The organism is Massilia pinisoli (assembly GCF_024753285.1).
In the GTDB taxonomy this organism is placed as follows: Bacteria; Pseudomonadota; Gammaproteobacteria; order Burkholderiales; family Burkholderiaceae_D; genus Telluria; species Telluria pinisoli.
In genome coordinates this window covers 47,921-68,986 of record NZ_JANUGW010000013.1, presented here as the reverse complement: position 1 = coordinate 68,986, position 21,066 = coordinate 47,921, and the positions used below count along the sequence as shown (strand labels likewise).

The window sequence follows — 21,066 nt, the reverse complement described above, 5'->3', positions numbered from 1 at the left end:
CCGTCCTTTCAGTGCAGCGCGGCGAACAAGTCCTTGCACGCAGCGGACAGCGCGCCGTCCATCACCATCCGGCGCGCGGCCTCGATGTCCGGCGCGAAGAACCGGTCCTCGTCGAACGCCGGCACTTGCTCGCGCAATTTGGCATGGACATGTTCCAGATGGCCGGAACTCGTCAGCGGCCGGTGGAATTCGATTCCCTGCGCCGCCGCCAGCAGCTCGATGCCGACGATGACACCCGTATTGTGCGCCATCTGGCCGAGACGGCGCGCCGCGAACGTCGCCATGCTCACGTGGTCTTCCTGGTTCGCGGACGTGGGCAGGCTGTCGACGCTGGCAGGGTGCGCCAACGACTTGTTTTCCGACGCCAGCGCGGCCGCCGTCACGTGCGCGATCATGAAGCCGGAATTGACACCAGGCTCGCGCACGAGGAACGGCGGCAGCCCGGACAGCGTGGAATCGATCAGCAGCGCGATGCGGCGTTCGGCCAGCGCGCCGATCTCCGCGATCGCGAGCGCCAGCGTGTCGGCCGCGAACGCGACAGGTTCCGCGTGGAAATTCCCGCCGGAAATCACTTCACCCGTTTCCGGGAACACGAGCGGATTGTCCGTGACGGCGTTGGCTTCAATGAGCAGGGTCCGGCCGGCCTGTGCAATCAGGTCCATGACGGCGCCCATCACCTGTGGCTGGCAGCGCAGGCTGTACGGGTCCTGCACGCGCTCGTCGCCGACGAGGTGCGACGCGCGGATCGCGCTGCCCGCCACCAGCTGGCGATAGATCTTCGCCGCCGCGATCTGGCCCGGCTGGCCACGCACTTCATGCACCCGCGGGTCGAACGGTGCGTCGCTGCCGCGCGCGGCGTCCAGCGCCAGGGCGCCCGTCACCATCGCCGCTTCCAGCAGGCGCTCGGCGAGGAACAGACCGTGCAGTGCCAGCGCCGTCGACACCTGCGTGCCGTTGATCAGCGCGAGCCCCTCCTTCGCAGCCAGCACGACCGGCTCGATGCCGGCCGCGGCCAGCGCGGTGCGCGCGTCCATGATCTCGCCGCGCATGCGCACCTCGCCGACGCCCAGCATCGCGAGCGTCATGTGCGCCAGCGGCGCGAGGTCGCCCGACGCGCCGACCGAGCCCTGGCACGGAATCGCGGGCATGATGCCGGCGTTGTACAGGGCGATCAAGGTGTCGACGATCAGGGGACGCACGCCGGAATAGCCGCGCGCCAGGCTGCCGATCTTGGTCAGCAGGATCAGGCGCACGACGTGGTCCGGCAGATACTCTCCGGTGCCCACGGCATGCGACAGGATCAGGTTCTGCTGCAGCTGCTCGAGCTGCGCCTGGGGAATGTGGCGCTTGGCCAGCAGGCCGAAACCCGTGTTGATGCCGTACGCAGGGTCGCCCTTGGCGACGATGGCCTGGATCGTCGCGGCCGACGTCTCGATCGCGGCATAGGCCTCGGGAGCAAGGGCCAGCGTGCCGGGCGTGCCCCACGCGGCGCGCAGGTCGGTCAGCGCCAGGGCGCCGGGTTGCAGGGTCAGGTGGTGGTCTTGGGTCATGGTTCGATAGTCCGTGTTACTTGATCATCGGCAGGCGCAGGCCGAAGCGCTTGGCCGTCTCGATCGCGAGTTCGTAGCCGGCGTCCGCATGGCGCATCACGCCCGACGCGCAATCGTTGACGAGCACGCGCGCCAGCCGCTTGTCGGCGGCCTCCGTGCCGTCCGCCACGATGACGACACCGGCATGCTGCGAATAGCCCATGCCGACGCCGCCGCCGTGGTGCAGCGACACCCACGTCGCGCCGCCGGCCGTGTTCAGCATCGCGTTCAGCAGCGGCCAGTCGGACACGGCGTCCGTGCCGTCGCGCATTGCTTCCGTCTCGCGGTTCGGGCTCGCGACGGAGCCCGTGTCCAGGTGGTCGCGCCCGATCACGATCGGCGCTTTCAATTCGCCCGTGCGCACCATCTCGTTGAACGCGAGGCCGGCCAGGTGGCGCTCGCCGAGGCCCAGCCAGCAGATGCGCGCGGGCAGGCCCTGGAACGCGATGCGGTCGCGCGCCATGTCGAGCCAGCGATGCACGCGCGCGTGGTGCGGGAACAGTTCCTTGATCTTCGCGTCGGTCTTGTAGATGTCTTCCGGGTCGCCGGACAGCGCCACCCAGCGGAACGGGCCACGGCCTTCGCAGAACTGCGGGCGGATGTACGCCGGCACGAAGCCGGGGAAGTCGAACGCGTTTTTCACACCCTGGTCGAACGCGACCTGGCGGATGTTGTTGCCGTAATCGACCGCATACGATCCCATCGCCTTGAATTCGAGGATGGCCTGCACGTGCACTGCGCACGATTCGGCCGCGGCCTGCTTCAGCGCCGCATGCTGGGCCGGATCGCGCTGCGCCGAGATCCATTGCTCGACGGTCCAGCCGCGCGGCAGGTAGCCGTGGATCAGGTCGTGGGCGGACGTCTGGTCCGTCACCAGGTCCGGCACGAGGCCGCCTTCTTTTGCACGCCGCACGAGTTCCGGCAACACGTCGGCCGCGTTACCCAAGAGGCCGATGGAGACGGCTTCCTTGCGGTCCTTGTGTTCGCGGATCATGGCCAGCGCGTCGTCGATGTCCTTCGCCTGCTTGTCGAGATAGCGGGTGCGCAGGCGGAAGTCGATGCTGCTCTGCTGGCATTCCACGTTCAGCGACACGGCGCCCGCGAACGTGGCCGCCAGCGGCTGCGCGCCGCCCATGCCGCCCAGGCCTGCCGTCAGGATCCAGCGGCCGGACATATCGCCGCCGAAGTGCTGACGGCCGGCTTCGGCGAACGTCTCGTACGTGCCCTGCACGATGCCCTGGGTGCCGATGTAGATCCAGCTGCCGGCCGTCATCTGGCCGTACATGAACAGGCCTTTGCGATCGAGCTCGTTGAAATGCTCCCACGTCGCCCATTTCGGCACGAGGTTCGAGTTCGCGAGCAGCACGCGCGGGGCGTCCGGGTGCGTCTGGAACACGCCGACCGGCTTGCCGGACTGGATGAGCAGCGTCTGGTCGTCGTCCAGTTCGCGCAGCGACGCGAGGATCTGGTCGAACGACGCCCAGTCGCGCGCCGCGCGGCCGATGCCGCCGTACACGACGAGCCCTTGCGGGTTTTCCGCCACCTCGGCATCGAGGTTGTTCTGCAGCATGCGATAGGCCGCCTCGGTCAGCCAGCTCTTGCAGGAGAGCTCGCTGCCACGCGGGGCGCGGATGACGCGGGTGGGATCGAAACGCGGATCACCGCTGGGAGAGGCTTTGGTCATGACAGACTCCTCGATAAGGATGCGCGGGACGAACGCTCGCCCCGCATTCCAGAAAGTCTAAGTTGTCTATACAACTACGTCAAGCGCGACCGTCAAGGACGGTAGCTGAGGTTCGGCCGATAGCGCAGCAATTCGTTGTCCACGCGGTCGACGAGGCCGGACAGCGTGTAGGGCGTGCCCAGCGTCGCGGCGGCACCGAACGACGTCACGGCGCGCATCAGCACGTACTGCGGCGCCTCGCCGCCGGCCTGCAACCGGTACCACGTCTGGCGGCCCGCCGTGCCGCGCGCGCTCGCCACCGCCTGCTCGAACGCCCCTTCCTGGCCGGGGCGGATGTGGTAGGTCGTCATCGAGAGGAACGGCGACGCATCCGGCAGCGGCTCGCCCGCGCTCATCGCATCCATGCGCTGGTAGATGCCGTGGCTGACGAAGTCCGCGTACGGCGCCACGTTCACGTTGTTGTCGGCGGCGTCGGCCGCCGGCTGCACGGCGGCGTCGAAATCGAGGGCCGCATGGCCGAACGTGCCGTCCATGAAGCGGTTGATGCGGTTGCCCAGCACGAACGTCCAGCCATACCACGTCCACGTATCCTTCGCGCCGCGGTGCCATTGCAGGTGCCGTTCGTACCCCTTCTCGAACGCCTCGGCCTGGCCGGGCTTGGGCACGATGACGACCATGCGCGCATACGACGCGCTGGTCTGCTGGGCGCTGGCCGGCGACGGGGCAGCGAGAGCGAGGGCGAGAACAGGAACGGCAGCGACGGCTTTCAACACGGTTCCTCCAGATGGCGATGTCATTGCTTGCGATAGACCCGGTGCCCGCCGACCCACGTCTCCAGCACGACTGTTTTGTGGATGTCGTAGGGCGAAATCTTGAACAGATCGCGGTCGACGACGATGAAATCCGCGTACTTGCCTCTTTCGAGGGAGCCTAGCGTGTTTTCCTGATGTCCGGCGTACGCCGCGTCGAGCGTGAAGCAGCGGAACGCTTCCTTGAGCGACATCTCCTGCTCGGGATACCAGCCCGCGATCGGGTTCCCGTCCGCGTCCTGGCGCGTGACGGCGGCGTGGATGCCGAAGAACGGGTTCGGCGCCTCCACGGGGAAGTCAGAACCGCACGCGATGCGCGAACCCTGCACCAGGAACGTGCGCCACGCGTACGCGCCCTTCATGCGCTCGGGGCCGATGCGCTGCTCGGCCATGTTCTTGTCGGACGTCGCGTGCGTCGGCTGCATCGACGGGATGATGCCGATGCTCTTGAAGCGCGAGATGTCGGCCAGCGTGACGACCTGCGCATGCTCGATGCGGTGGCGCAGCGCCTGCCCGTGGTTGGCCGGGATCTCCTTCGCGAACGTGTCGAGGATCTGGCGATTGCCGGCGTCGCCGATCGCGTGCACGTTGACCTGGTAGCCCTTCTTCATGGCCTTGGCGATCATCGTGTCAATCTCCGCGTTCGAATGGAACAGCAGGCCGTGCGAATGCGGATCGTCCGTGTACGGCGCCAGCAGCGCGGCGCCGCGGCTGCCCAGGGCGCCGTCCGCGTACAGCTTCACGGCGCGCAGCGCATACATGTCGTGGCCGTAGCCGTTCAGCGGACCGTTCTTCGCCAGCTGATCGAAATCGGCGCCGGTGCCGCCGATCATGGCGTAGATCCGGGCCGTCAGCTTGCCGTGGTCGGCGTAGTCGCGGTACAGCCGGTCCTCGCCGACGCCGATGCCCGCGTCGTGCGCACTCGTGAGGCCGACGCTGGCCATCGTTGCCAGCGCGCGGTCGAGCATCGTGCGGGCTTCCTGCGCCGTCGGCTGCGGCAGCACCTTGTGGATCATGTCCTGCGCTGCGTCGACAAGGACGCCCGTCGCGTGGCCGGCCGCATCGCGCACGATCTTGCCGCCGACCGGGTCGGGCGTCTTGTCCGCGATGCCGGCCAGCGCCAGCGCGCGGCCATTGGCCCAGCCGGCATGGCCGTCGACGCGCTCCAGCCAGACGGGGCGATCGGCCACGACGCCGTCCAATTCCTGCGCCGTGGGGAAGCGGCCCAGCTTCCAGTTCTCCTGGTTCCAGCCGCGCCCGCGCACCCAGGCGGCCTTCGCGTTCGCGCGCGCGTAGTCGCCGATCGCGGCCAGCGCCTGCGGCAACGAGGTCGTGGCGGACAAGTCCAGCTGCGTCAGCATCTCGCCGAGACCGAACACGTGGCCGTGGGCGTCGATGAGGCCCGGCAGCACGGTGCGGCCGGCCATGTCGACGTGCGTGGCCCGCGGCACTTTCGCCGCCACGTCGGCGGCGGCACCGACGGCGAGGATGCGGCCGGCATCGTCGAATGCGAGCGACGTGAACTGGACGACGTCGCCCTGCGCATTCAAGGTGTAGCCGTTGGCATTGTCGATGACGGTGGTGGCGTGGGCCGCGGCGGCCGCGACGACCAGGGCGAGCATGGAACACTGCAGGGGCCTTGTGGGCTTGCGCATGGGGTCTCCGTTCTTGTGATGGATGAGCCGGGGTACGGTTCAACAGCAAGAAACAGAGTGTATATAAATTTACATCGTGGTCAATGCGCGGCTCATCGGCGGACCGGAGTTCGAGCGCAAGATTCGGAGCGTGCGCGGCAGGGGCGCGATGGTCCAATGGGCATCCGACCACTGGAGACGACAATGCTTACGCTCTACGATTACCTGCCTTCGCAAAACGCCTGGAAAGTGCGCCTGCTGCTGAACCACCTCGACATCCCGTACCGCACGGAGATCGTCCGCATCTTCGAGGGAGAGGGCCAGCAGCCCGGCTTCCTGGCCGTGAATCCGACCGGCGCCGTGCCCGCGCTGCGCCTGGACGACGGCCGCACCCTGGCCGAATCGAATGCCATCCTGACCTATCTGGCGCACGGCACGCCATACCTGCCGGCCGATCCGTTCGGGCAGGCGAAGGTGCAGCAATGGCTGTCGTTCGAGCAGGACCACGTGGCGTCGATCGCCACCCTGCGCCACTGGACGCTGACGGGCAAGCTGGCGCGGCGCGCACCGGCGCTCGTCGACCGCCTGCGCCACGTCGCGCACCGGGCGCTGGCGATCCTCGAGCACGAGCTGGCAGGGCGCCCGTTCATCGCGGGCGACATCTACACGATCGCGGACATGTCGCTGTTCGCCTACGTCCACCGGGCCGACGAGGCGGAGCTGGCGCTGGCCGACCATCCGGGCGTCATGCGCTGGATCGAGCGGGTGCGCGCGCAGCCGGGCTTCCTGGGCACCGTGTACCCGTACTCGATCGATCCGTTCTCGGGCGGCGAGCTGCCCTGATTGCCGTCAGCGGCGCGCATTCACTCGAACTGGATGCGCGCGATGAAGTACGCGGAATACGGGTCGCCCTGGGCCTGCCAGGTGATGCCGTCGATGGTCTTGCCCACCGCGTTGATGTCCTTCAGCGGCACTTCGACGACGGCCCATGTCTTCGCCTTCGGCTGGATGACGTAGCTGGCGTCGATCATCTTGCCGTCCGCCGTGGCCTTGATCATCAGCGGTTGGTTGCCGTCCTTGCCGCCGTTGATGAGGAAGGTGAGCTTGGTGTAACCCTCGGTCGAAAACGCGTCGTGGTGGAGCACGAGCGCGCTCCACGGATCGCCTTCGACGCGGATCGCCTTGCCGCTGCCGGCAGGGACCGACAACTGCACCTTGGCCCAGCTCCAGTTCTGGAAACCGTTCTTCAATTCGTCGTCAAAGGCGACGAGGGGTTGCGGCAGGTCCCCGGCCCGGGCCAGGCTCCCGCCGGCGACACCGGCCACACCGAGGGCGGCCAGGAATAGGCGACGCGATACGCTCATGTTTGTCTCCATTGGAATCGTTGTAATGCCTGCTGAGGTGCAGGTTCGTCGATCCTACGCCCGAAATGTATGCATGCGTAGCGCCTCGCAAAAATTCTGAGGCGCTCGGCAAATTTCGTAATTGCGATTCAGGCCGCGTCGTGGAAGATGATGCCGAGCGTATGCCGCCGACCGCCACGGATGCGGCTGACGCCGTGGCGCATGTTCACGCGGTAGATGCCGCGCGTGCCGTTCACGGGGCGCGTGTGCACGGGGAAGACGACGGCGTCGCCTTGCCCCAGCGGCACCACCTCGACGCGCGACTGCATGCGCGGGCGCTGCTCCGTCAGCACGAATTCGCCCCCGGCGAAGTCAAAGCCCGGGCGTGACAGCAGCACGGCCACCTGCAACGGGAACACGAAGTCGCCGTACAGGTCCTGATGAAGACAGTTGTAGTCGCCCGGGCCGTATTGCAGCAGCAAGGGCGTGGGCCGCAACTGGCCGGCCGCGTGACAGCGCGCCAGGTAGTCGGCGTGCGCGTCCGGATAGCGTTCGGGCAGCCCGAGCGCCCCCTGCCAGCGGTTGGCGATGCGCGCCAGCGGCGGATACAGCGCCGTGCGCAAGGCCGCAAGGCCATCCGGCAGCGGGTAGGCGTAATAGCGGTACTCGCCCCGCCCGAAACCGTGGCGCTCCATCACGACGCGGCTGCGGAAGCGCGCGTCGTCCGCATAGCCGGCCGCATAGGCCGCGCACTGCCCGGCATCCAGCAGCGCGGGCAGCACGGCGCAGCCGAAGGCGTCGAGGTCGTTGCCGACGCGGTCCCAGTCGATGCCGTTCATGCTGCCTCGACCTTGCCTGCATCCGCCTGGCTCGCCTCGCGCTGGAGCAGCGCCTGCTTGCGCTCGACGCCCCAGCGATAGCCGGAGATCGAGCCGTCGTTGCGCACGACGCGGTGGCAGGGAATCGCCACCGCCACGGGGTTGGCGGCGCACGCGCCCGCGATGGCGCGCGCGCCCTGGGGCATGCCCAGGCGCGCGGCCAGTTCCGCGTAACCGACCGTCTGCCCGGCCGGGATCTGGCGCAGCGCCTGCCAGACGCGCTGCTGGAACGCGGTGCCGCGCACGTCGAGCGGCAGGTCGAGGCCGAGGCGCGGCGCCTCGACGAACGCGACGACCTGCGCGACGGTGCGCTCGAAGCCCGGCTCGGCGCCGATCAGTTCCGCCTTCGGGAAGCGGTCCTGCAGGTCGCGCACGAGCGCGTCCGGGTCGTCGCCGAGCAGGATGCAGCAGATGCCCTTGTCGGTCGCCGCGACGAGCAGCGCGCCCAGCGAGCACTGCGCGACGGCAAACCGGATCGCCTCCCCGCCGCCGCCCGCGCGGTAGCGCTTCGGCGTCATGCCCAGCACGCCGGACGACGCGGCATAGAAACGGCCGCTGGAATTGAAGCCCGCATCGTAGGCGGCCGCGGTGACGGTGCCGGCCTGCGCGAGGCCCTGCTTGAGGCGCTCGGCGCGCCGCGCCGCCGCATAGGCCTTCGGCGTGATGCCCGTGTGGGCCTTGAAGATGCGGTGGAAGTGGAAACGGCTCATGCCGCAGGCCGTCGCCAGGCTGGCGAGGTCCGGTTCTTCCTCGGCGGCGTCGATCAGCCGGCACGCCTTCGCCACGGCCTCGGCCTGGCGCTCCGCCAGCGGCGGTTCGTCGGGCCGGCAGCGCAGGCAGGCGCGGAAGCCCGCCGCCTCGGCGTCGTGCGTCGTCGCGTGGAAGGCGACGTTCGCGCGGCGCGGCGTGCGCGAAGGGCACGAGGGCCGGCAATACACGCCCGTGCTGCGCACGGAATAAAAGAATTGGCCGTCGGCCTCGCGCGCGCGGGCGACGACCGCGGCCCAGCGCTCGTCGTCGGTGGTATAGGTTGCAGGCGAGGCAGGTGCGGCGGCCGGTCGGCGGATGGTGGCTGTGTTCATCTCGTTCTCCAGGTTCTCGATGGCCCCATCGTAAGCGCGGGCGTCGCGGCAAACACTTCGGGTCTTGCTTTCGAATTCGCGGCCGGGTCGGGCCCGGTTCGCGGTGTTAGAATGGCGACTCTAATCGACGAGATGGCATCCCGAATTCCGGAGAGTAGTTTGGACGAACAGATCGCGCAAGACAGCACGCCCATTTTCCAGCGCATCAAGGACTTCCTGCTGGGCGAGATCGCATCGGGCCGCTGGAAGGAAGGCGACCTCGTGCCGTCCGAGCAGGCGCTCGTGCGCCAGTTCGGCGTCTCGCGCATGACCGTCAACCGCGCCGTGCGCGAACTGACGGCGGAACAAGTGCTCACGCGCCGCCAGGGTTCGGGCACCTATGTCGCGCCGCAGAAGTACCAGGCGACGCTGGTCGAGATCCGCAACATCGCCGACGAGGTCCATGCACGCGGCCACGTGCACGCAAGCCGTCCACGCCTGCTGGAACAAAGCCCTGCGGGCGAAGCGCTGGCGCGCCAATTCGACCTCGCGCCCGGCACGACGCTGTTCCATTCGTTGATCGTGCACGACGAGAACGGCCAGCCGATCCAGGTGGAAGACCGCTGGGTCAACCCGGAATGCGCACCGGCCTACCTCGACCAGGACTTCGCGCGCATCACTCCAAACGAACACTTGATGGAAGCGGCGCCGTTGCAAGGCGCCACCTACAGCATCGAAGCACTGCCGGCACCGCGCGACGTGGCGGAGATGCTCGACGTGGCCCCGGGCACGTCGTGCCTCGTGCTCAAGCGCCGCACGACGTCGAACGGCCGGGTGGCGTCCGTCGTGACGATGTGGCACCCGGGCCATTTGTACAAGTTCACGGGCAGCGTGGGCTGACGATGCCGATTGGACCACGGCGCACAAGATAGTTCCGCCGTCGTCGCCATAGCGGCCCGGATTCGCGATCATCACTGCGTTCGATCAGGAACCGTGAGCATGTTGAGATTTTGTACAAAGCTTACGAACACGTTCCAAAAAAATCGGTTATTATTCCGATTAAACCCCGCCTGATATCCTCTTGCAGCTCTTCCACTATTGAATATTGCACACATTGGCACCACCTTTGTGCAGCAAGCCAGTCTGACAAGTACGGGAACCGGCTGACACTACCGAGCAGGATCGACAAAGGTCGATGAAAGACCTGCAGGCGTTAATTGACCTACCTCACTTGAGGAAAACATGAGCGAAAACATCAAACACATCAGCGATGCATCTTTCGAAACCGACGTGCTGAAGTCCGAGCGTCCGGTCCTCGTCGACTTCTGGGCCGAGTGGTGCGGCCCCTGCAAGATGATTGCGCCGATCCTGGAAGAAGTCGCGAAAGAATACGATGGCAAGCTGCTGATCGCGAAGATGGACGTCGATGCGAACCAGGCCGTGCCGGCCAAGTTCGGCATCCGTGGCATCCCGACGCTGATCCTGTTCAAGAACGGTGTGGCAGCCGCCCAGAAAGTCGGCGCAATGGCAAAAGGCCAGCTGACTGCTTTCATCGATAGCAACATCTGATACCATTGGTGGCGGCAGCGCGCCCGCACTGCCGCCTGTTCCAGACCGGGTAGACGATCGATTCCGATCCTATCCCTTTGATTAACCCACGCAGTTCCCTCCCCTACCTTTACTTTCCCGTCACGGGACACCCGACACATGCACTTATCTGAACTGAAGGCAATGCACGTCTCCGCCCTTCTGGAGATGGCGATCAGCCTGGATATCGACAACGCAGCCCGCCTGCGCAAACAAGAACTGATGTTCGCGATTCTGAAGAAGCGCGCGAAACAAGGCGAACAGATTTTCGGCGACGGTGCGCTCGAAGTGTTGCCGGACGGGTTCGGTTTCCTGCGCTCGCCGGATGCGAGCTACATGGCTTCGACGGACGACATCTACATCTCGCCGTCGCAGATCCGCCGCTTCAACCTGCATACGGGTGACTCGATCGAAGGCGAAGTCCGCACGCCGAAAGACGGCGAGCGCTACTTCGCGCTGGTAAAGGTGGACAAGGTCAATGGCGAATCGCCGGAAGCCTCGAAGCACCGCATCCTGTTCGAGAACCTGACGCCGCTGCACCCGAACGAGCCGCTGCGCCTCGAGCGCGACATGAACGGCGCGGAAAACATCACGGGCCGCATCGTCGACCTGATCTCGCCGATCGGCAAGGGCCAGCGCGGCCTGCTGGTCGCGTCGCCGAAGTCGGGCAAGTCCGTCATGCTGCAGCACATCGCCCACGCGATCACCGCCAACCACCCGGACTGCACGCTGATCGTCCTGCTGATCGACGAACGTCCCGAGGAAGTGACGGAGATGCAGCGCTCGGTGCGCGGCGAAGTGGTCGCGTCGACGTTCGACGAACCGGCCACCCGCCACGTGCAAGTCGCGGAAATGGTGCTGGAGAAGGCCAAGCGCCTCGTCGAGATGAAGAAGGACGTCGTGATCCTGCTGGACTCGATCACCCGTCTCGCACGCGCCTACAACACCGTGATCCCGGCCTCGGGCAAGGTGCTGACCGGCGGTGTCGACGCCAACGCGCTGCAGCGTCCGAAGCGCTTCTTCGGTGCTGCCCGTAACGTCGAGGAAGGCGGCTCGCTGACGATCGTCGCGACGGCGCTGATCGAGACCGGCTCGCGCATGGACGACGTGATCTACGAGGAATTCAAGGGCACCGGCAACATGGAAGTCCACCTCGAGCGCCGCCTGGCCGAGAAGCGCGTCTACCCGGCGATCAACCTGAACAAGTCGGGCACCCGCCGCGAGGAACTGCTGATCAAGCCGGACCAGCTGCAGAAGATCTGGATCCTGCGCAAGCTGCTGTACTCGATGGACGAGATCGAGGCGATGGAGTTCATCCTCGACAAGATGCGCGCGACCAAGAACAACGTCGAATTCTTCGACCTGATGCGTCGCGGCGGCTGATCCTCCAGCCCTTGGCATCGAACGAAAAGGCGAGTCGTACTCGCCTTTTCTGCTTTTTGCGCTACGATTCGTTTAGCTCAAGTCGAAGGTGGTCAGGGAGCGGAGAATCCGCACCGAGACAACCAAGGAGACTCTCATGACTTCCAACGACTTGCAAGATCCGCCGGCCCAGTGCAACAAGGACTTGATGCTCGACCGCCGGCTGACTGTCCTCGAAACCCGCTTCGATACGACGCTGACCATGCTGCCCAACAAAGCCGATCTCTCGGAACTGAAAGCCGAACTCAAGACCGACATCCATGCCGAAGCCGCGCGGTTGAGCAAGTGGATGGCAGCCACGGCCGTCACCATGGTGTTCGGCTTCGGCGGCATGATCCTCACGATGATGGCCCGCCTGCACGGCGCCTGAATCGCACCCGTTGCCTTGGCGGCACGGCTGGCTTATAATCTCCGGTTCCGTATCCAACCCTGGCAAGTGATCGGCAATCGGGTCAAGAAGCAGGTCGACCGACGAAGTGCCGTTTGGCTACCAACCTAACCGAGGCAAAACCATGAAGACCGATATCCATCCGGATTACCGCGAAGTCGTGTTCCACGACCTGTCCTGCGATTTCAAATTCATCACCCGTTCGACCATCGCTACCCGCGAAACCATCAATTTCGAAGGTAAAGACTACCCGCTGGTCAAGATCGAGGTGTCGGCTGAATCGCACCCGTTCTTTACCGGCAAGCACAAGATCGTCGACACCGCTGGCCGCGTTGAAAAATTCCGCCAGAAGTTCGGCTCGGTCGGCTCGAAGACCAGCGTCGCCAACGGCTAAGTTCCCGACGAGCGAACACCAGGAAGCCTGCGGGCTTCCTTTTTTTTTCGCCGGATCGCCAATGCGGGCACCTCGAAAAACCGTCGTCGGCCCATCGGCTTACGTCTGGCAACAATGCCAACCGCGACGCTTTCCCAAGGTCCCCTTATACTACGCGACAATAATTTATTGCATGACTTCGCGCTATCGATGAAACCCGTCCGCCTTCCCGCCGCCGCCACCCTCGCGCTGCCACGCTGGGCTTTGTATGCACTCGGCCTGCTGTACATCCTGCCGGGCCTCATCGGGCGCGATCCGTGGAAGGATGATGCCGCCAGCTTCGGCATCATGTGGACGATGGCGCACGGCGGCATCCAGGACTGGCTGATGCCCCATATCGCCGGCCTGCCCATGCCGGACGAAGGACCTCTGGCATTCTGGCTCGGCGCGCTGTGCATCAAGCTGTTCGGCTGGCTCGTGGGCGACGTGCTCGGCGCGCGCATCTCGACCATCGGCACCTTCGCGCTGGGCGCCTTGTCGCTGTGGCACACGGCGTTCCACCTGGGCCGGCGCTCGGAAGCGCAGCCGCTGCGCCTGGCGTTCGGCGGCCAGCCGGAACCGGACGACTATGGACGCACGCTGGCCGACACGGCCGTCCTGATCTACCTCGGCTGCCTGGGCCTGCTGCTGCACAGCCACGAGACCCTGGCCGTGACGCTGCAGGGCGCGCTGCTGTCCTGGTTCCTGTTCCGTTCGGTGCGCTACATCGAGGACGCCACGCCGCGCAACGCCATGCTCGTCGGCGTCGCGCTGGGCCTGCTCACACTGACGCGCGGGTACGCCCCGTCGCTCGCGCTGCTGGCCGCGCTCTACCTGTGCACGCGCTTCCTCAAGCTGCCGCCGACGCTCACCTTGCGCCGCCTGGGCCAGGCCGCGGGCGCCGCGCTGCTGATCACGCTCGTGTGGGCCGTGCCGGCCACGCTGGCGCATCCGTACGGCCTGTCGCCTGTCGCGGGCTGGCTGGCGTGGAACGCCGACCAGCTGAGCGTGCCGGGCTGGCATGCGATCAAGGCCTTCTTCCGCGTGGGCATCTGGTATTTCTGGCCGGCGTGGCCGTTCGCCGCGTGGGCCGCCTGGGCATGGCGGCGCCAGCATGGGCTGCTGCACATCATCGTACCGACCTGCTTCGTCGGCGTCCTCACACTCGTGACCCTGTGCGACCCGGTGCCGGAAAGCGGCGACCTGCTCAAGCTGCTGCCGCCGATGGCGCTGATGGCCGCGTTCGGCCTGCCGACGATGAAACGCGGCGCGATCAATGCCATCGACTGGTTCTCCGTGATGGTACTCACGCTGCTGGGCGGACTCGTCTGGGTGTTCTGGATCGCCAAGCTGACGGGCTGGCCCGCGCAACTGGCCAAGAACGCGCTCAAGCTCGTGCCGGGATTCAAGCCGGAATTCGGCCTTGTCGCCTTTCTCGTCGCGGCCGCGACGACGGTCGGCTGGATCTACCTCGTGCACTGGCGCCTGTCGCGCCAGCCGTCCGTGCTGTGGCGCGCGGTGGTGCTGTCGTCGGGCGGCCTGATCCTGCTGTGGGTCCTCTTGATGACGCTGTTCCTGCCCGACCTGAACTATGGCAAGAGCTACGCCAGCGTGGCCCAGCAGATCGCCGCGCGCCTGCCGGCCGACGCCGACTGCATCGACACGAACGTCGGTCCGGCCCAGCGCGCCTCGTTCGCCTACTTCGGCCACCTGCCCTTCGCGTCGGTCGACGGCGGCAAGTGCAGCGTCCTGTTGTTGCAAGACAGCGTCGGCAAGAAAGCGGCCGCGCAGAACAGCGCAATCCAGAATAGCGCCCTGCTGCGGGGCAGCGCCGCCGTGCCGTTCGACGGACGCGACTGGACCTTGCTGTGGGAAGGCCGTCGTCCATCCGACCGCGACGAACGCTTCCGCCTGTACCGGCGCGCGCGCTGACCCGGCATACTCCACACGAGGCCACCCACCCGGGTGGCCCTTTTTTATCTGCGCCGGCCGCACGTTTCTGCATCGAAAACGTTATTCCACCTAGGAACCTTTCGATCGCAGAACGATTCATCTCGGAAAGACCGAATTTGAGAGAAGTCAATCCGCCATAGGAGCGCTTGATCAAAATGGGACGTGTGGCCGGCCCCAGCCGCCCTTCAACGAAAGGACTCTCCCATGAAAAGCGTGACGTTTTCCGAGATCGGGCGCGTCCGGCAGGGCCCGCATCGTCCCCTCCCCGCCGATCCCGCCCTGCGCCTCGCGCTGCTCGTGCTGAGCATGGTGCTGGGCCTGCCGGCGCTGGTCGTCGCCTTCCATTTGATCGATCCGACGGCGCCGCTCGGCTACATCGTCGTGCCGGTGCTGATGGGCGCCTTGTTGCCGACGGCCGCGCGGACGCTGCCCGGCCGCCTGGAAGTCACGACGCGGTTCTCGGCATGCCACCTGGTCGGCACGCTGGACGATGCAATGGAACGGCTCGGCTATGCCCCCACCGACCGCGGTCCCGGCACGGTACGCTATCGCATGCGCCCAGCGCGCTGGCCGACGTCGCGCGGGGCGGACATCACGGTGACCGTGCGCGATCACCTGCTCGAAGTCACCGGGCCCGTACGCATGCTGCGCGCCCTGCGCCGCCATCTCAGTTGCTGACGGGCCCTGCCGGAAGGCTCACACCTTCATCGGCAAGATCACCATCTGCAAGCCTTCCAGGTGCAGCCGGCGCTGCACCGCCAGCGACGCCTGGTTGTGCAGCAGCCGCGTGAACCAGTTGTCGGATGCGAAGATCAATTTACTGGTGAAGAAGATCGTGTTCGGGTACTCGCGGTTGATCTGCTCGCACATGCGGGTCACCTCCTCCACCGCATCCGTGCCGAACCCGATGTACGACGCCGACGCCAGACCGTGGCTCTGGCAGAAATCGACGAAGTATTCCAGCGTCCGCGCCGCATCCTCCCGCATCTTTTCCAGCGCGCCTTCGCCGCCGTAGGCATGCGAGTCGACCGTGCGCGCGTTCACGAAGAGGAAATTCTTGAAGTGGCCGGGGAACATGCGCAGGACCCACAGCAGCGCATGGAGACCGCCGCCGCGCGAGTTACCGACGATGAACACGGCCGTCTGCGCGTCCGGGTCCGGCTCGGCGGGTTCCGTCACCGGGCCGAACGGCTGGTTCGCGAACACGCGGTCGACGGAGCGGATGGCGCGCTTGGTTTCGCGATAGTGGTTGCGGATGAAGATGCACAGGGCGGCGATGGCGGCGATGATGAGCGCCGTGGCCCAGCCGCCCTGCGTGAAGCGCTCGACGAGCAGCACGGCCAGGATGCCGGCGCAGATCACGAAACCGACCAGCGACAGCAGGAAGCGGCGCACCCAGCGCACATTGTCCGTGTCCTTGCGATGGCGCCACCAGTACAGGCACAGGCCGAACAGCGAGATCGCGAACGTCAGGAACACGGAGATCGAATAGAGCACGACGAGCAACGTGACCTGGCCGCGCGTCCAGAACAGGATTGCCAGCGCGGCGATGCCCATCACGAGGATGCCGTTCTGCGTGACGAGGCGCGTCGACAGGTAGCGGAACTGGTGGGGCACCCACGAATCCGACGCCATGTTCGACAGCACCGACGGGCCGCCAAGGAAGCCGGTGTTGGCCGCCACGAACAGCAGCCCCGCCTCGAACGCGAGGGCGACGGCGAGCAGCACCTGGTTCACGAGTTCGCTGCCGAAGCCCATGCTGGCGATGATGCGGCGGAACGCGGTCGCGTTCAGCGTCTCGCCGGCCGTCGGCTGCGCATCCCACAACAGGTACAGCAGGATGATGCCGCCGGCCGTGAGGGCGAGCGACAGCGCCATATAGAACATCGTCATCTTGCCCGTGCGGACGCGCGGCTCGGCCAGCAGGTTCACGTTGTTCGACACGGCTTCCAGACCAGTGTAGGTACCGCCGCCCTGCGAGTACGCGAGCAGCAGCATGCCGGCGACGCCGGCCCAGCCGATCTCGCGCGCGAGCGCGCCCGTCTCCGCGATCGTGTTCGGCACGAGCTGCGGCAGGTGCGACGCATGCGCGACGATGCCGTACACGATCAGCACGAGGTGGGTGGCGACGAAGCCGAGGAAGATCGGCAGCAGGATCTGGATCGCCTCCTTCAGGCCGCGCAGATTCATCACGATCAGCAGCGCGATGAAGAACGCCTCGGCCCACAATTTGTAAGGCTGGAACCCCAGCGGCAGGAACGATGCGAGCGCGTCGACCCCGGACGCGATGGAGATCGCGATGGTCAGCACATAGTCGAGGATGAGAGCACAGCCGGACACGAGGCCGAGATAGGGGCCGACGAGCTTCGTGGCCACGCGGTAGCCGCCACCCCCGGTCGGGAAAAGTTCGATCACCTGATTATAGGCAAGCGCGATGATGAACACGGTGACGGCCGTCGCGATGGCCATGTACAGGCCAAGGTGTGTATGGGGACCGAGCGCGCGGAAGGTTTCTTCAGGACCGTACGAGGAGGAGGACAGGCCGTCCGCACCGAGCCCGACCCAGGCAAGGAAAGCGACCAGGGCCATCGAGTGGCGCGTCTCGCTCTTCATGGGGTCGAGCGGCTTGCCGAGGATGATCTCGCGTATTTTCTTATTCTTCATCGTACAGGCCGCCTTGCCGGACGGCGCATTTGCTCAGGTAGGCGAGATCATACGCCGGAACGCCCCCAGCGCCCACTGCGGCGGCACGCCATCGGCCTCCGTCGCGACGAGCACTGGTCAGTTTGGCATCGCATGTGCTAATATGCGCGCCTGCGCTTGCAGCCTCTGTGGCGGAATTGGTAGACGCACTTGACTCAAAATCAAGCGCCGAAAGGCGTGCCGGTTCGATTCCGGCCGGAGGCACCAATACCTTGTAGCAACATGTACCACTGAACACCAAAACCCGCGTTTCTCATAGAGAGCGCGGGTTTTTTGTTGCGCTACCCCGTGCCATCGAACGCTACCCCATGCGGATGATTTGATGGTACTTTTGCTGGTATCCACAAAAGACCAAAAATTAGGTACCAACATGCCCCTCACAGATACCTTCATCCGGCAGGTCAAACACTCTGGCAAACCGGCTGGCGACAAATACACTGACAGCCAAGCGCTGTACCTGCACGTCAAGGAAGCCGGCAAGTACTGGCGCATGAGCTACCGCTTCAATGGCAAACAGCGACTGTTAGCCTTGGGCGTGTACCCCACGATCACGCTGGCTCGTGCTCGCCAACTGCGGGACGAAGCGCGCCAGCTGGTCAGCGCTGGCATCGATCCAATGCAGGCCAAGCGCGATGATCGCGCCGCTAAAGCAGTGGCAGCATCGAGCACCTTTGAAAGCATGGCGCGGGCCTATCTGAAAAAAATTGCCCCCGACCGCACTCCAGGCACACTGGAAAAAAATACGTCTTGGCTTGAAAAGAACGTGTTCCCCGCCATCGGCGCGATGCCGATCTCGACTATCAAACCACGTGACGTCTTGGCAGTGCTGGAGAAAATCGAGGCGCGCGGCGCCATAGAATCCGCGCACAAGATCAAGCAGTTGTGCGGCCAGGTGTTCCGTTTTGCAGTTGCGAGTGGCCTAGCCGAGCGCGATGTGACTACAGACCTGCGCGGCGCCCTTTCAGCGGTGCCAAAAGCTCACTATGCCGCGATCACGGCGCCTGAACAGGTTGGCGCAATACTACGCGCGATCTATGCGTACAGCGGCCATCCGTACGCGAAAGCCGCCCTCAAACTTACGCCCCTGTTATTCGTTCGCCCGGGCGAGCTGCGCGCCGCCGAGTGGTCCGAGTTTGACCTCGATGCTGGGGAGTGGCGTATTCCTGCTACCAAAATGAAGATGGGCATTGACCACATCGTACCGCTGGCCCGTCAAGCGGTTGAGGTGCTGCGCTCCATGCACCTTCTCACCGGCGAAGGAAAGTACGTGTTTCCCAGCATCCGAACCAACGACCGCTGCATGAGCGAGAACACCGTAAACGCGGCGCTTCGCTCGATGGGTTATAGCAAGGACATCGTCACAGCTCACGGTTTCAGGGCTACGGCCCGCACTATCCTAGATGAGGTCCTTGGCGAACGCCCGGACTTCATCGAACACCAATTGGCGCATGCCGTCCGCGACGCAAATGGACGGGCATATAACCGTACGGCCTTCCTAAAAGAGCGCCGACAAATGATGCAACGTTGGGCGGATTACCTCGACAACTTGCGCGATGGTTTAGCTGGAAACGGGCCTCTAGCGGCCGCGTAATCGTACAGTTGAACAATACGTTACAGCGGCAGTGATGCTGACGCGGCATCCAGCTGCCGTAATTCTTCGCAGTCCAAGAGGCAAGCAATGCGACGTCTAAATATTTATTCGCACATCCCCTTTTTGCGCCAGAAACTAATGGTGTATGTACCAGAAGACTCCATCGCAAGTCGCCTGAAGCGAACGATCCCGGCTGAGATAAATTACGTCTTTGCTGGAGACACTCCTAACGATGTTTATTCCTACGAAGTTTCCTATCAAATACTATTTCCGGTACGCGCACTGTTTGAGTGGATCGTGAAACACGGGGGCCTTACCGTAGAAGATCTCGCTGATACTAGCGGCCAACTCTTTGATGACAATAAACAACTAATACCAGACAGCCTAATACGTCCAATCTCAGGCGTTGAGCAAATGGCTGCATTCGGCCTATGGTTCATCGACTCCGAGTTAGAAGTCGCCGGGCCATCTAATGATGAGGATTATGACGAACATGGACTTAATTCCCAAGGTTGGTACAAAGTAGATGTGATAGACCACAGGGCCGAGTGTCTTATGAACGCGTACCAAGCTCTTTGGTATGCCGAAAGACTTAGTCATACAGTCGAGCTAAGTGCTGATGAAAAAGCAAGTGTCGATAAATTTAATTTCTCTGCTTTTGGTAGACGCGGTGCTGTCGCGCGACATCGTCCGATGAGTGCTCTTCGTGATTACGCCCTGTCGCTGTACAACCCTCGGGAGTGGAAATCTGCAAGCCAAGCGGCATACGCGCTGCAAGGGCAAATCATGGAGCACGGCCGCACTATCAACGCTGTCCTTCAACCGACAAACGCACAACGCACGATAGCTGAATGGTTCAGAAAAAAGTCCGTTTAGCACCTTGACCGACATGTCAAACCGCTAGATGCGACCGACTATCGAGGTAACGTCCTAGCGCAGCCTACCCTCATCCATGACGCCATACTCCACCACAACACATACCGTCTTAGGCCTATTGTTAGGAAAATTGTGTCACGCGCGACGCCAAATTGTTAGAAAAAAATCCGTCTAGCCCCTAGACCGACACGTCAAGGGGCTAGACGGTGCCGTGTAGCCGCTTGACGTCATAGCACAGGCGTCCAGCATCAACAAATATGCGCCCCTGCGCAGCACATACCGTGCTGTGGCCTATTTTTAAGGGGTATTTAGTGTTACAACGTGTTATCCGTATCTCCGAGCTCGCATCGACCAAGGGCAAGCCCGGCAAACTGCCAGTCAGCCCAACCACTGTGTGGCGCTGGGTCCGCGAAGGCCGCTTCCCCAAGCCGTTTAAGCTCGGCGCGAGCGTCACGGTGTGGGACGCCGATGAGGTCGAGGCGTTCATTTCGCAACAGGCGGAAACCAGCCTGTCGAGTGGCAGCCAGCAATGATTGTGGCTCGCTTCTGCGCTAGCGAAGGGAGCCACAAGTTACCGAAGGGAGCGTTTTTTTCCCTCTACACCCTTCGACATTCTTCGTGCTCCCTTCTGCGTCCCATCAAAGAAAGCGCCGAGCTCTTTGCATTGGGCTTCTTGACGCTTTTCGACTACACAGCGTATTCTTGCTATGTCGTAGATAAAAACGCGACCGGGTTTGGCGACCTGAAATACATACGGCGGACAACCGCCATCCGGCGGTCTTTTTTTGTCCAGGCCATTGCATCTCCCATGGGCGGCGGTGGTGGGGATACCTTCGGGTATGCCGGTTTCCGTGTGTGCCGGTTCGCCAACCCCGCCATTTGCCGCTCTCCCCGTTTGGCGACGGGCCGTGCGGCTCTTCAACCACACACGGAGGCAGACATGCCTGGCAATAACTCGTCCGTTCGACCCAAATTCAAGCCCCCAGAGGCCAGCGCCGGACGCACATCCCGTTGCAAATGTAATGCCCTCAATTTTTCGTTTGAGGGTTGGAGCCTTATTTTTAAAGGCCTCAAGAAAAAACACCTTCCTTTCGTTCAAGGTGGAAAAACCTCGAATATCGAGATCGCTGCCCACC

General features: G+C 64.3%; 20 protein-coding genes and 1 tRNA gene. 12 read left to right on the top strand and 9 right to left on the bottom strand.

The window, feature by feature from the left end:
• Window positions 1–8: 8 nt before the first annotated feature.
• The 4 genes from hutH to NX784_RS17630 form a co-directional block, all read right to left on the bottom strand.
• On the bottom strand, window positions 9–1,550 hold the full coding sequence (hutH, locus tag NX784_RS17645) for a histidine ammonia-lyase (RefSeq protein ID WP_258818001.1): 1,542 nt from the start codon (window positions 1,548–1,550) through the stop codon (window positions 9–11).
• 16 nt (window positions 1,551–1,566) lie between these two features.
• A complete protein-coding gene (gene hutU, locus NX784_RS17640) occupies window positions 1,567–3,273 on the bottom strand; it encodes a urocanate hydratase (protein WP_258818000.1) in 1,707 nt (568 codons plus the stop codon).
• A 92-nt stretch (window positions 3,274–3,365) separates the two neighbouring features.
• Window positions 3,366–4,046 (bottom strand): hypothetical protein, encoded by a 681-nt coding sequence (locus NX784_RS17635; protein WP_258817999.1) that lies wholly within the window; start codon window positions 4,044–4,046, stop codon window positions 3,366–3,368.
• A gap of 20 nt (window positions 4,047–4,066) precedes the next feature.
• Window positions 4,067–5,737, bottom strand: a complete 1,671-nt coding sequence (locus tag NX784_RS17630; protein ID WP_258817998.1) for an amidohydrolase — start codon at window positions 5,735–5,737, stop codon at window positions 4,067–4,069.
• A 183-nt stretch (window positions 5,738–5,920) separates the two neighbouring features.
• Between NX784_RS17630 and NX784_RS17625 the strand changes: the two genes are divergently transcribed.
• Entirely contained in the window at window positions 5,921–6,559 is a 639-nt protein-coding gene (locus NX784_RS17625; protein ID WP_258817997.1) for a glutathione S-transferase family protein, read from the top strand.
• Between the two features lie 20 nt (window positions 6,560–6,579).
• Here NX784_RS17625 and NX784_RS17620 read toward each other — a convergent pair whose 3' ends face one another.
• From NX784_RS17620 to ada, 3 genes are all read right to left on the bottom strand, one after another.
• Entirely contained in the window at window positions 6,580–7,080 is a 501-nt protein-coding gene (locus NX784_RS17620; protein ID WP_258817996.1) for a hypothetical protein, read from the bottom strand.
• A 128-nt stretch (window positions 7,081–7,208) separates the two neighbouring features.
• Window positions 7,209–7,898, bottom strand: a complete 690-nt coding sequence (locus NX784_RS17615) for a 2OG-Fe(II) oxygenase (RefSeq protein WP_258817995.1) — start codon at window positions 7,896–7,898, stop codon at window positions 7,209–7,211.
• Window positions 7,895–9,019: a bifunctional DNA-binding transcriptional regulator/O6-methylguanine-DNA methyltransferase Ada gene (gene ada, locus NX784_RS17610; RefSeq protein WP_258817994.1), complete on the bottom strand. Its 1,125-nt coding sequence runs from the start codon at window positions 9,017–9,019 to the stop codon at window positions 7,895–7,897. The genes NX784_RS17615 and ada overlap by 4 nt, the downstream gene beginning before the upstream one ends.
• Before the next feature lie 159 nt (window positions 9,020–9,178).
• Here ada and hutC point away from each other — a divergent pair, with 159 nt between their 5' ends.
• The 7 genes from hutC to NX784_RS17575 all read left to right on the top strand — a co-directional run bounded on the left by hutC (window position 9,179) and on the right by NX784_RS17575 (window position 15,438).
• Window positions 9,179–9,898 carry a histidine utilization transcriptional repressor HutC gene (gene hutC, locus NX784_RS17605; protein WP_258817993.1) on the top strand — a complete coding sequence of 240 codons (720 nt, stop codon included), beginning with the start codon at window positions 9,179–9,181 and terminating at the stop codon, window positions 9,896–9,898.
• Between the two features lie 342 nt (window positions 9,899–10,240).
• Entirely contained in the window at window positions 10,241–10,567 is a 327-nt protein-coding gene (gene trxA, locus NX784_RS17600) for a thioredoxin TrxA (RefSeq protein WP_036236119.1), read from the top strand.
• A gap of 138 nt (window positions 10,568–10,705) precedes the next feature.
• Window positions 10,706–11,968 (top strand): transcription termination factor Rho, encoded by a 1,263-nt coding sequence (gene rho / locus NX784_RS17595; RefSeq protein ID WP_036236120.1) that lies wholly within the window; start codon window positions 10,706–10,708, stop codon window positions 11,966–11,968.
• A 136-nt stretch (window positions 11,969–12,104) separates the two neighbouring features.
• Window positions 12,105–12,377, top strand: a complete 273-nt coding sequence (locus NX784_RS17590; RefSeq protein WP_258817992.1) for a hypothetical protein — start codon at window positions 12,105–12,107, stop codon at window positions 12,375–12,377.
• Between the two features lie 142 nt (window positions 12,378–12,519).
• Window positions 12,520–12,789 carry a type B 50S ribosomal protein L31 gene (locus NX784_RS17585; RefSeq protein ID WP_036236125.1) on the top strand — a complete coding sequence of 90 codons (270 nt, stop codon included), beginning with the start codon at window positions 12,520–12,522 and terminating at the stop codon, window positions 12,787–12,789.
• A 189-nt stretch (window positions 12,790–12,978) separates the two neighbouring features.
• Window positions 12,979–14,739, top strand: coding sequence for an ArnT family glycosyltransferase (locus tag NX784_RS17580; RefSeq protein ID WP_258817991.1), 1,761 nt, complete (start codon window positions 12,979–12,981; stop codon window positions 14,737–14,739).
• Window positions 14,740–14,964: 225 nt separating this feature from the next.
• A complete protein-coding gene (locus tag NX784_RS17575; protein WP_258817990.1) occupies window positions 14,965–15,438 on the top strand; it encodes a hypothetical protein in 474 nt (157 codons plus the stop codon).
• A gap of 18 nt (window positions 15,439–15,456) precedes the next feature.
• Here NX784_RS17575 and NX784_RS17570 read toward each other — a convergent pair whose 3' ends face one another.
• Window positions 15,457–17,424 (bottom strand): APC family permease, encoded by a 1,968-nt coding sequence (locus NX784_RS17570; RefSeq protein ID WP_258817989.1) that lies wholly within the window; start codon window positions 17,422–17,424, stop codon window positions 15,457–15,459.
• A 161-nt stretch (window positions 17,425–17,585) separates the two neighbouring features.
• Here NX784_RS17570 and NX784_RS17565 point away from each other — a divergent pair.
• The 4 genes from NX784_RS17565 (at window position 17,586) to NX784_RS17550 (ending at window position 20,463) form a co-directional block, all read left to right on the top strand.
• A tRNA-Leu gene (locus NX784_RS17565) sits at window positions 17,586–17,670 on the top strand.
• Window positions 17,671–17,833: 163 nt separating this feature from the next.
• A complete protein-coding gene (locus tag NX784_RS17560; protein WP_258818107.1) occupies window positions 17,834–19,054 on the top strand; it encodes a tyrosine-type recombinase/integrase in 1,221 nt (406 codons plus the stop codon).
• Between the two features lie 87 nt (window positions 19,055–19,141).
• A complete protein-coding gene (locus NX784_RS17555) occupies window positions 19,142–19,930 on the top strand; it encodes a hypothetical protein (RefSeq protein ID WP_258817988.1) in 789 nt (262 codons plus the stop codon).
• A 281-nt stretch (window positions 19,931–20,211) separates the two neighbouring features.
• The gene (locus NX784_RS17550; RefSeq protein ID WP_258817987.1) at window positions 20,212–20,463 is read left to right on the top strand and encodes a helix-turn-helix transcriptional regulator; all 252 of its coding nucleotides are present in this window, start codon (window positions 20,212–20,214) and stop codon (window positions 20,461–20,463) included.
• 38 nt (window positions 20,464–20,501) lie between these two features.
• Here NX784_RS17550 and NX784_RS17545 read toward each other — a convergent pair whose 3' ends face one another.
• Window positions 20,502–21,065, bottom strand: a complete 564-nt coding sequence (locus NX784_RS17545; protein WP_258817986.1) for a hypothetical protein — start codon at window positions 21,063–21,065, stop codon at window positions 20,502–20,504.
• Window position 21,066: the final 1 nt, after the last annotated feature.

What these genes read in the sequence shown, in the direction of transcription:
- hutH (WP_258818001.1), bottom strand. Translation starts at nt 1,550, where the DNA reads ATGACCCAAGACCACCACCTGACCCTGCAACCCGGCGCCCTGGCGCTG.
- hutU (WP_258818000.1), bottom strand. Translation starts at nt 3,273, where the DNA reads ATGACCAAAGCCTCTCCCAGCGGTGATCCGCGTTTCGATCCCACCCGC.
- NX784_RS17630 (WP_258817998.1), bottom strand. Translation starts at nt 5,737, where the DNA reads ATGCGCAAGCCCACAAGGCCCCTGCAGTGTTCCATGCTCGCCCTGGTC.
- NX784_RS17625 (WP_258817997.1), top strand. Translation starts at nt 5,921, where the DNA reads ATGCTTACGCTCTACGATTACCTGCCTTCGCAAAACGCCTGGAAAGTG.
- NX784_RS17620 (WP_258817996.1), bottom strand. Translation starts at nt 7,080, where the DNA reads ATGAGCGTATCGCGTCGCCTATTCCTGGCCGCCCTCGGTGTGGCCGGT.
- NX784_RS17615 (WP_258817995.1), bottom strand. Translation starts at nt 7,898, where the DNA reads ATGAACGGCATCGACTGGGACCGCGTCGGCAACGACCTCGACGCCTTC.
- ada (WP_258817994.1), bottom strand. Translation starts at nt 9,019, where the DNA reads ATGAACACAGCCACCATCCGCCGACCGGCCGCCGCACCTGCCTCGCCT.
- trxA (WP_036236119.1), top strand. Translation starts at nt 10,241, where the DNA reads ATGAGCGAAAACATCAAACACATCAGCGATGCATCTTTCGAAACCGAC.
- rho (WP_036236120.1), top strand. Translation starts at nt 10,706, where the DNA reads ATGCACTTATCTGAACTGAAGGCAATGCACGTCTCCGCCCTTCTGGAG.
- NX784_RS17590 (WP_258817992.1), top strand. Translation starts at nt 12,105, where the DNA reads ATGACTTCCAACGACTTGCAAGATCCGCCGGCCCAGTGCAACAAGGAC.
- NX784_RS17585 (WP_036236125.1), top strand. Translation starts at nt 12,520, where the DNA reads ATGAAGACCGATATCCATCCGGATTACCGCGAAGTCGTGTTCCACGAC.
- NX784_RS17580 (WP_258817991.1), top strand. Translation starts at nt 12,979, where the DNA reads ATGAAACCCGTCCGCCTTCCCGCCGCCGCCACCCTCGCGCTGCCACGC.
- NX784_RS17575 (WP_258817990.1), top strand. Translation starts at nt 14,965, where the DNA reads ATGAAAAGCGTGACGTTTTCCGAGATCGGGCGCGTCCGGCAGGGCCCG.
- NX784_RS17570 (WP_258817989.1), bottom strand. Translation starts at nt 17,424, where the DNA reads ATGAAGAATAAGAAAATACGCGAGATCATCCTCGGCAAGCCGCTCGAC.
- NX784_RS17560 (WP_258818107.1), top strand. Translation starts at nt 17,834, where the DNA reads ATGCCCCTCACAGATACCTTCATCCGGCAGGTCAAACACTCTGGCAAA.
- NX784_RS17555 (WP_258817988.1), top strand. Translation starts at nt 19,142, where the DNA reads ATGCGACGTCTAAATATTTATTCGCACATCCCCTTTTTGCGCCAGAAA.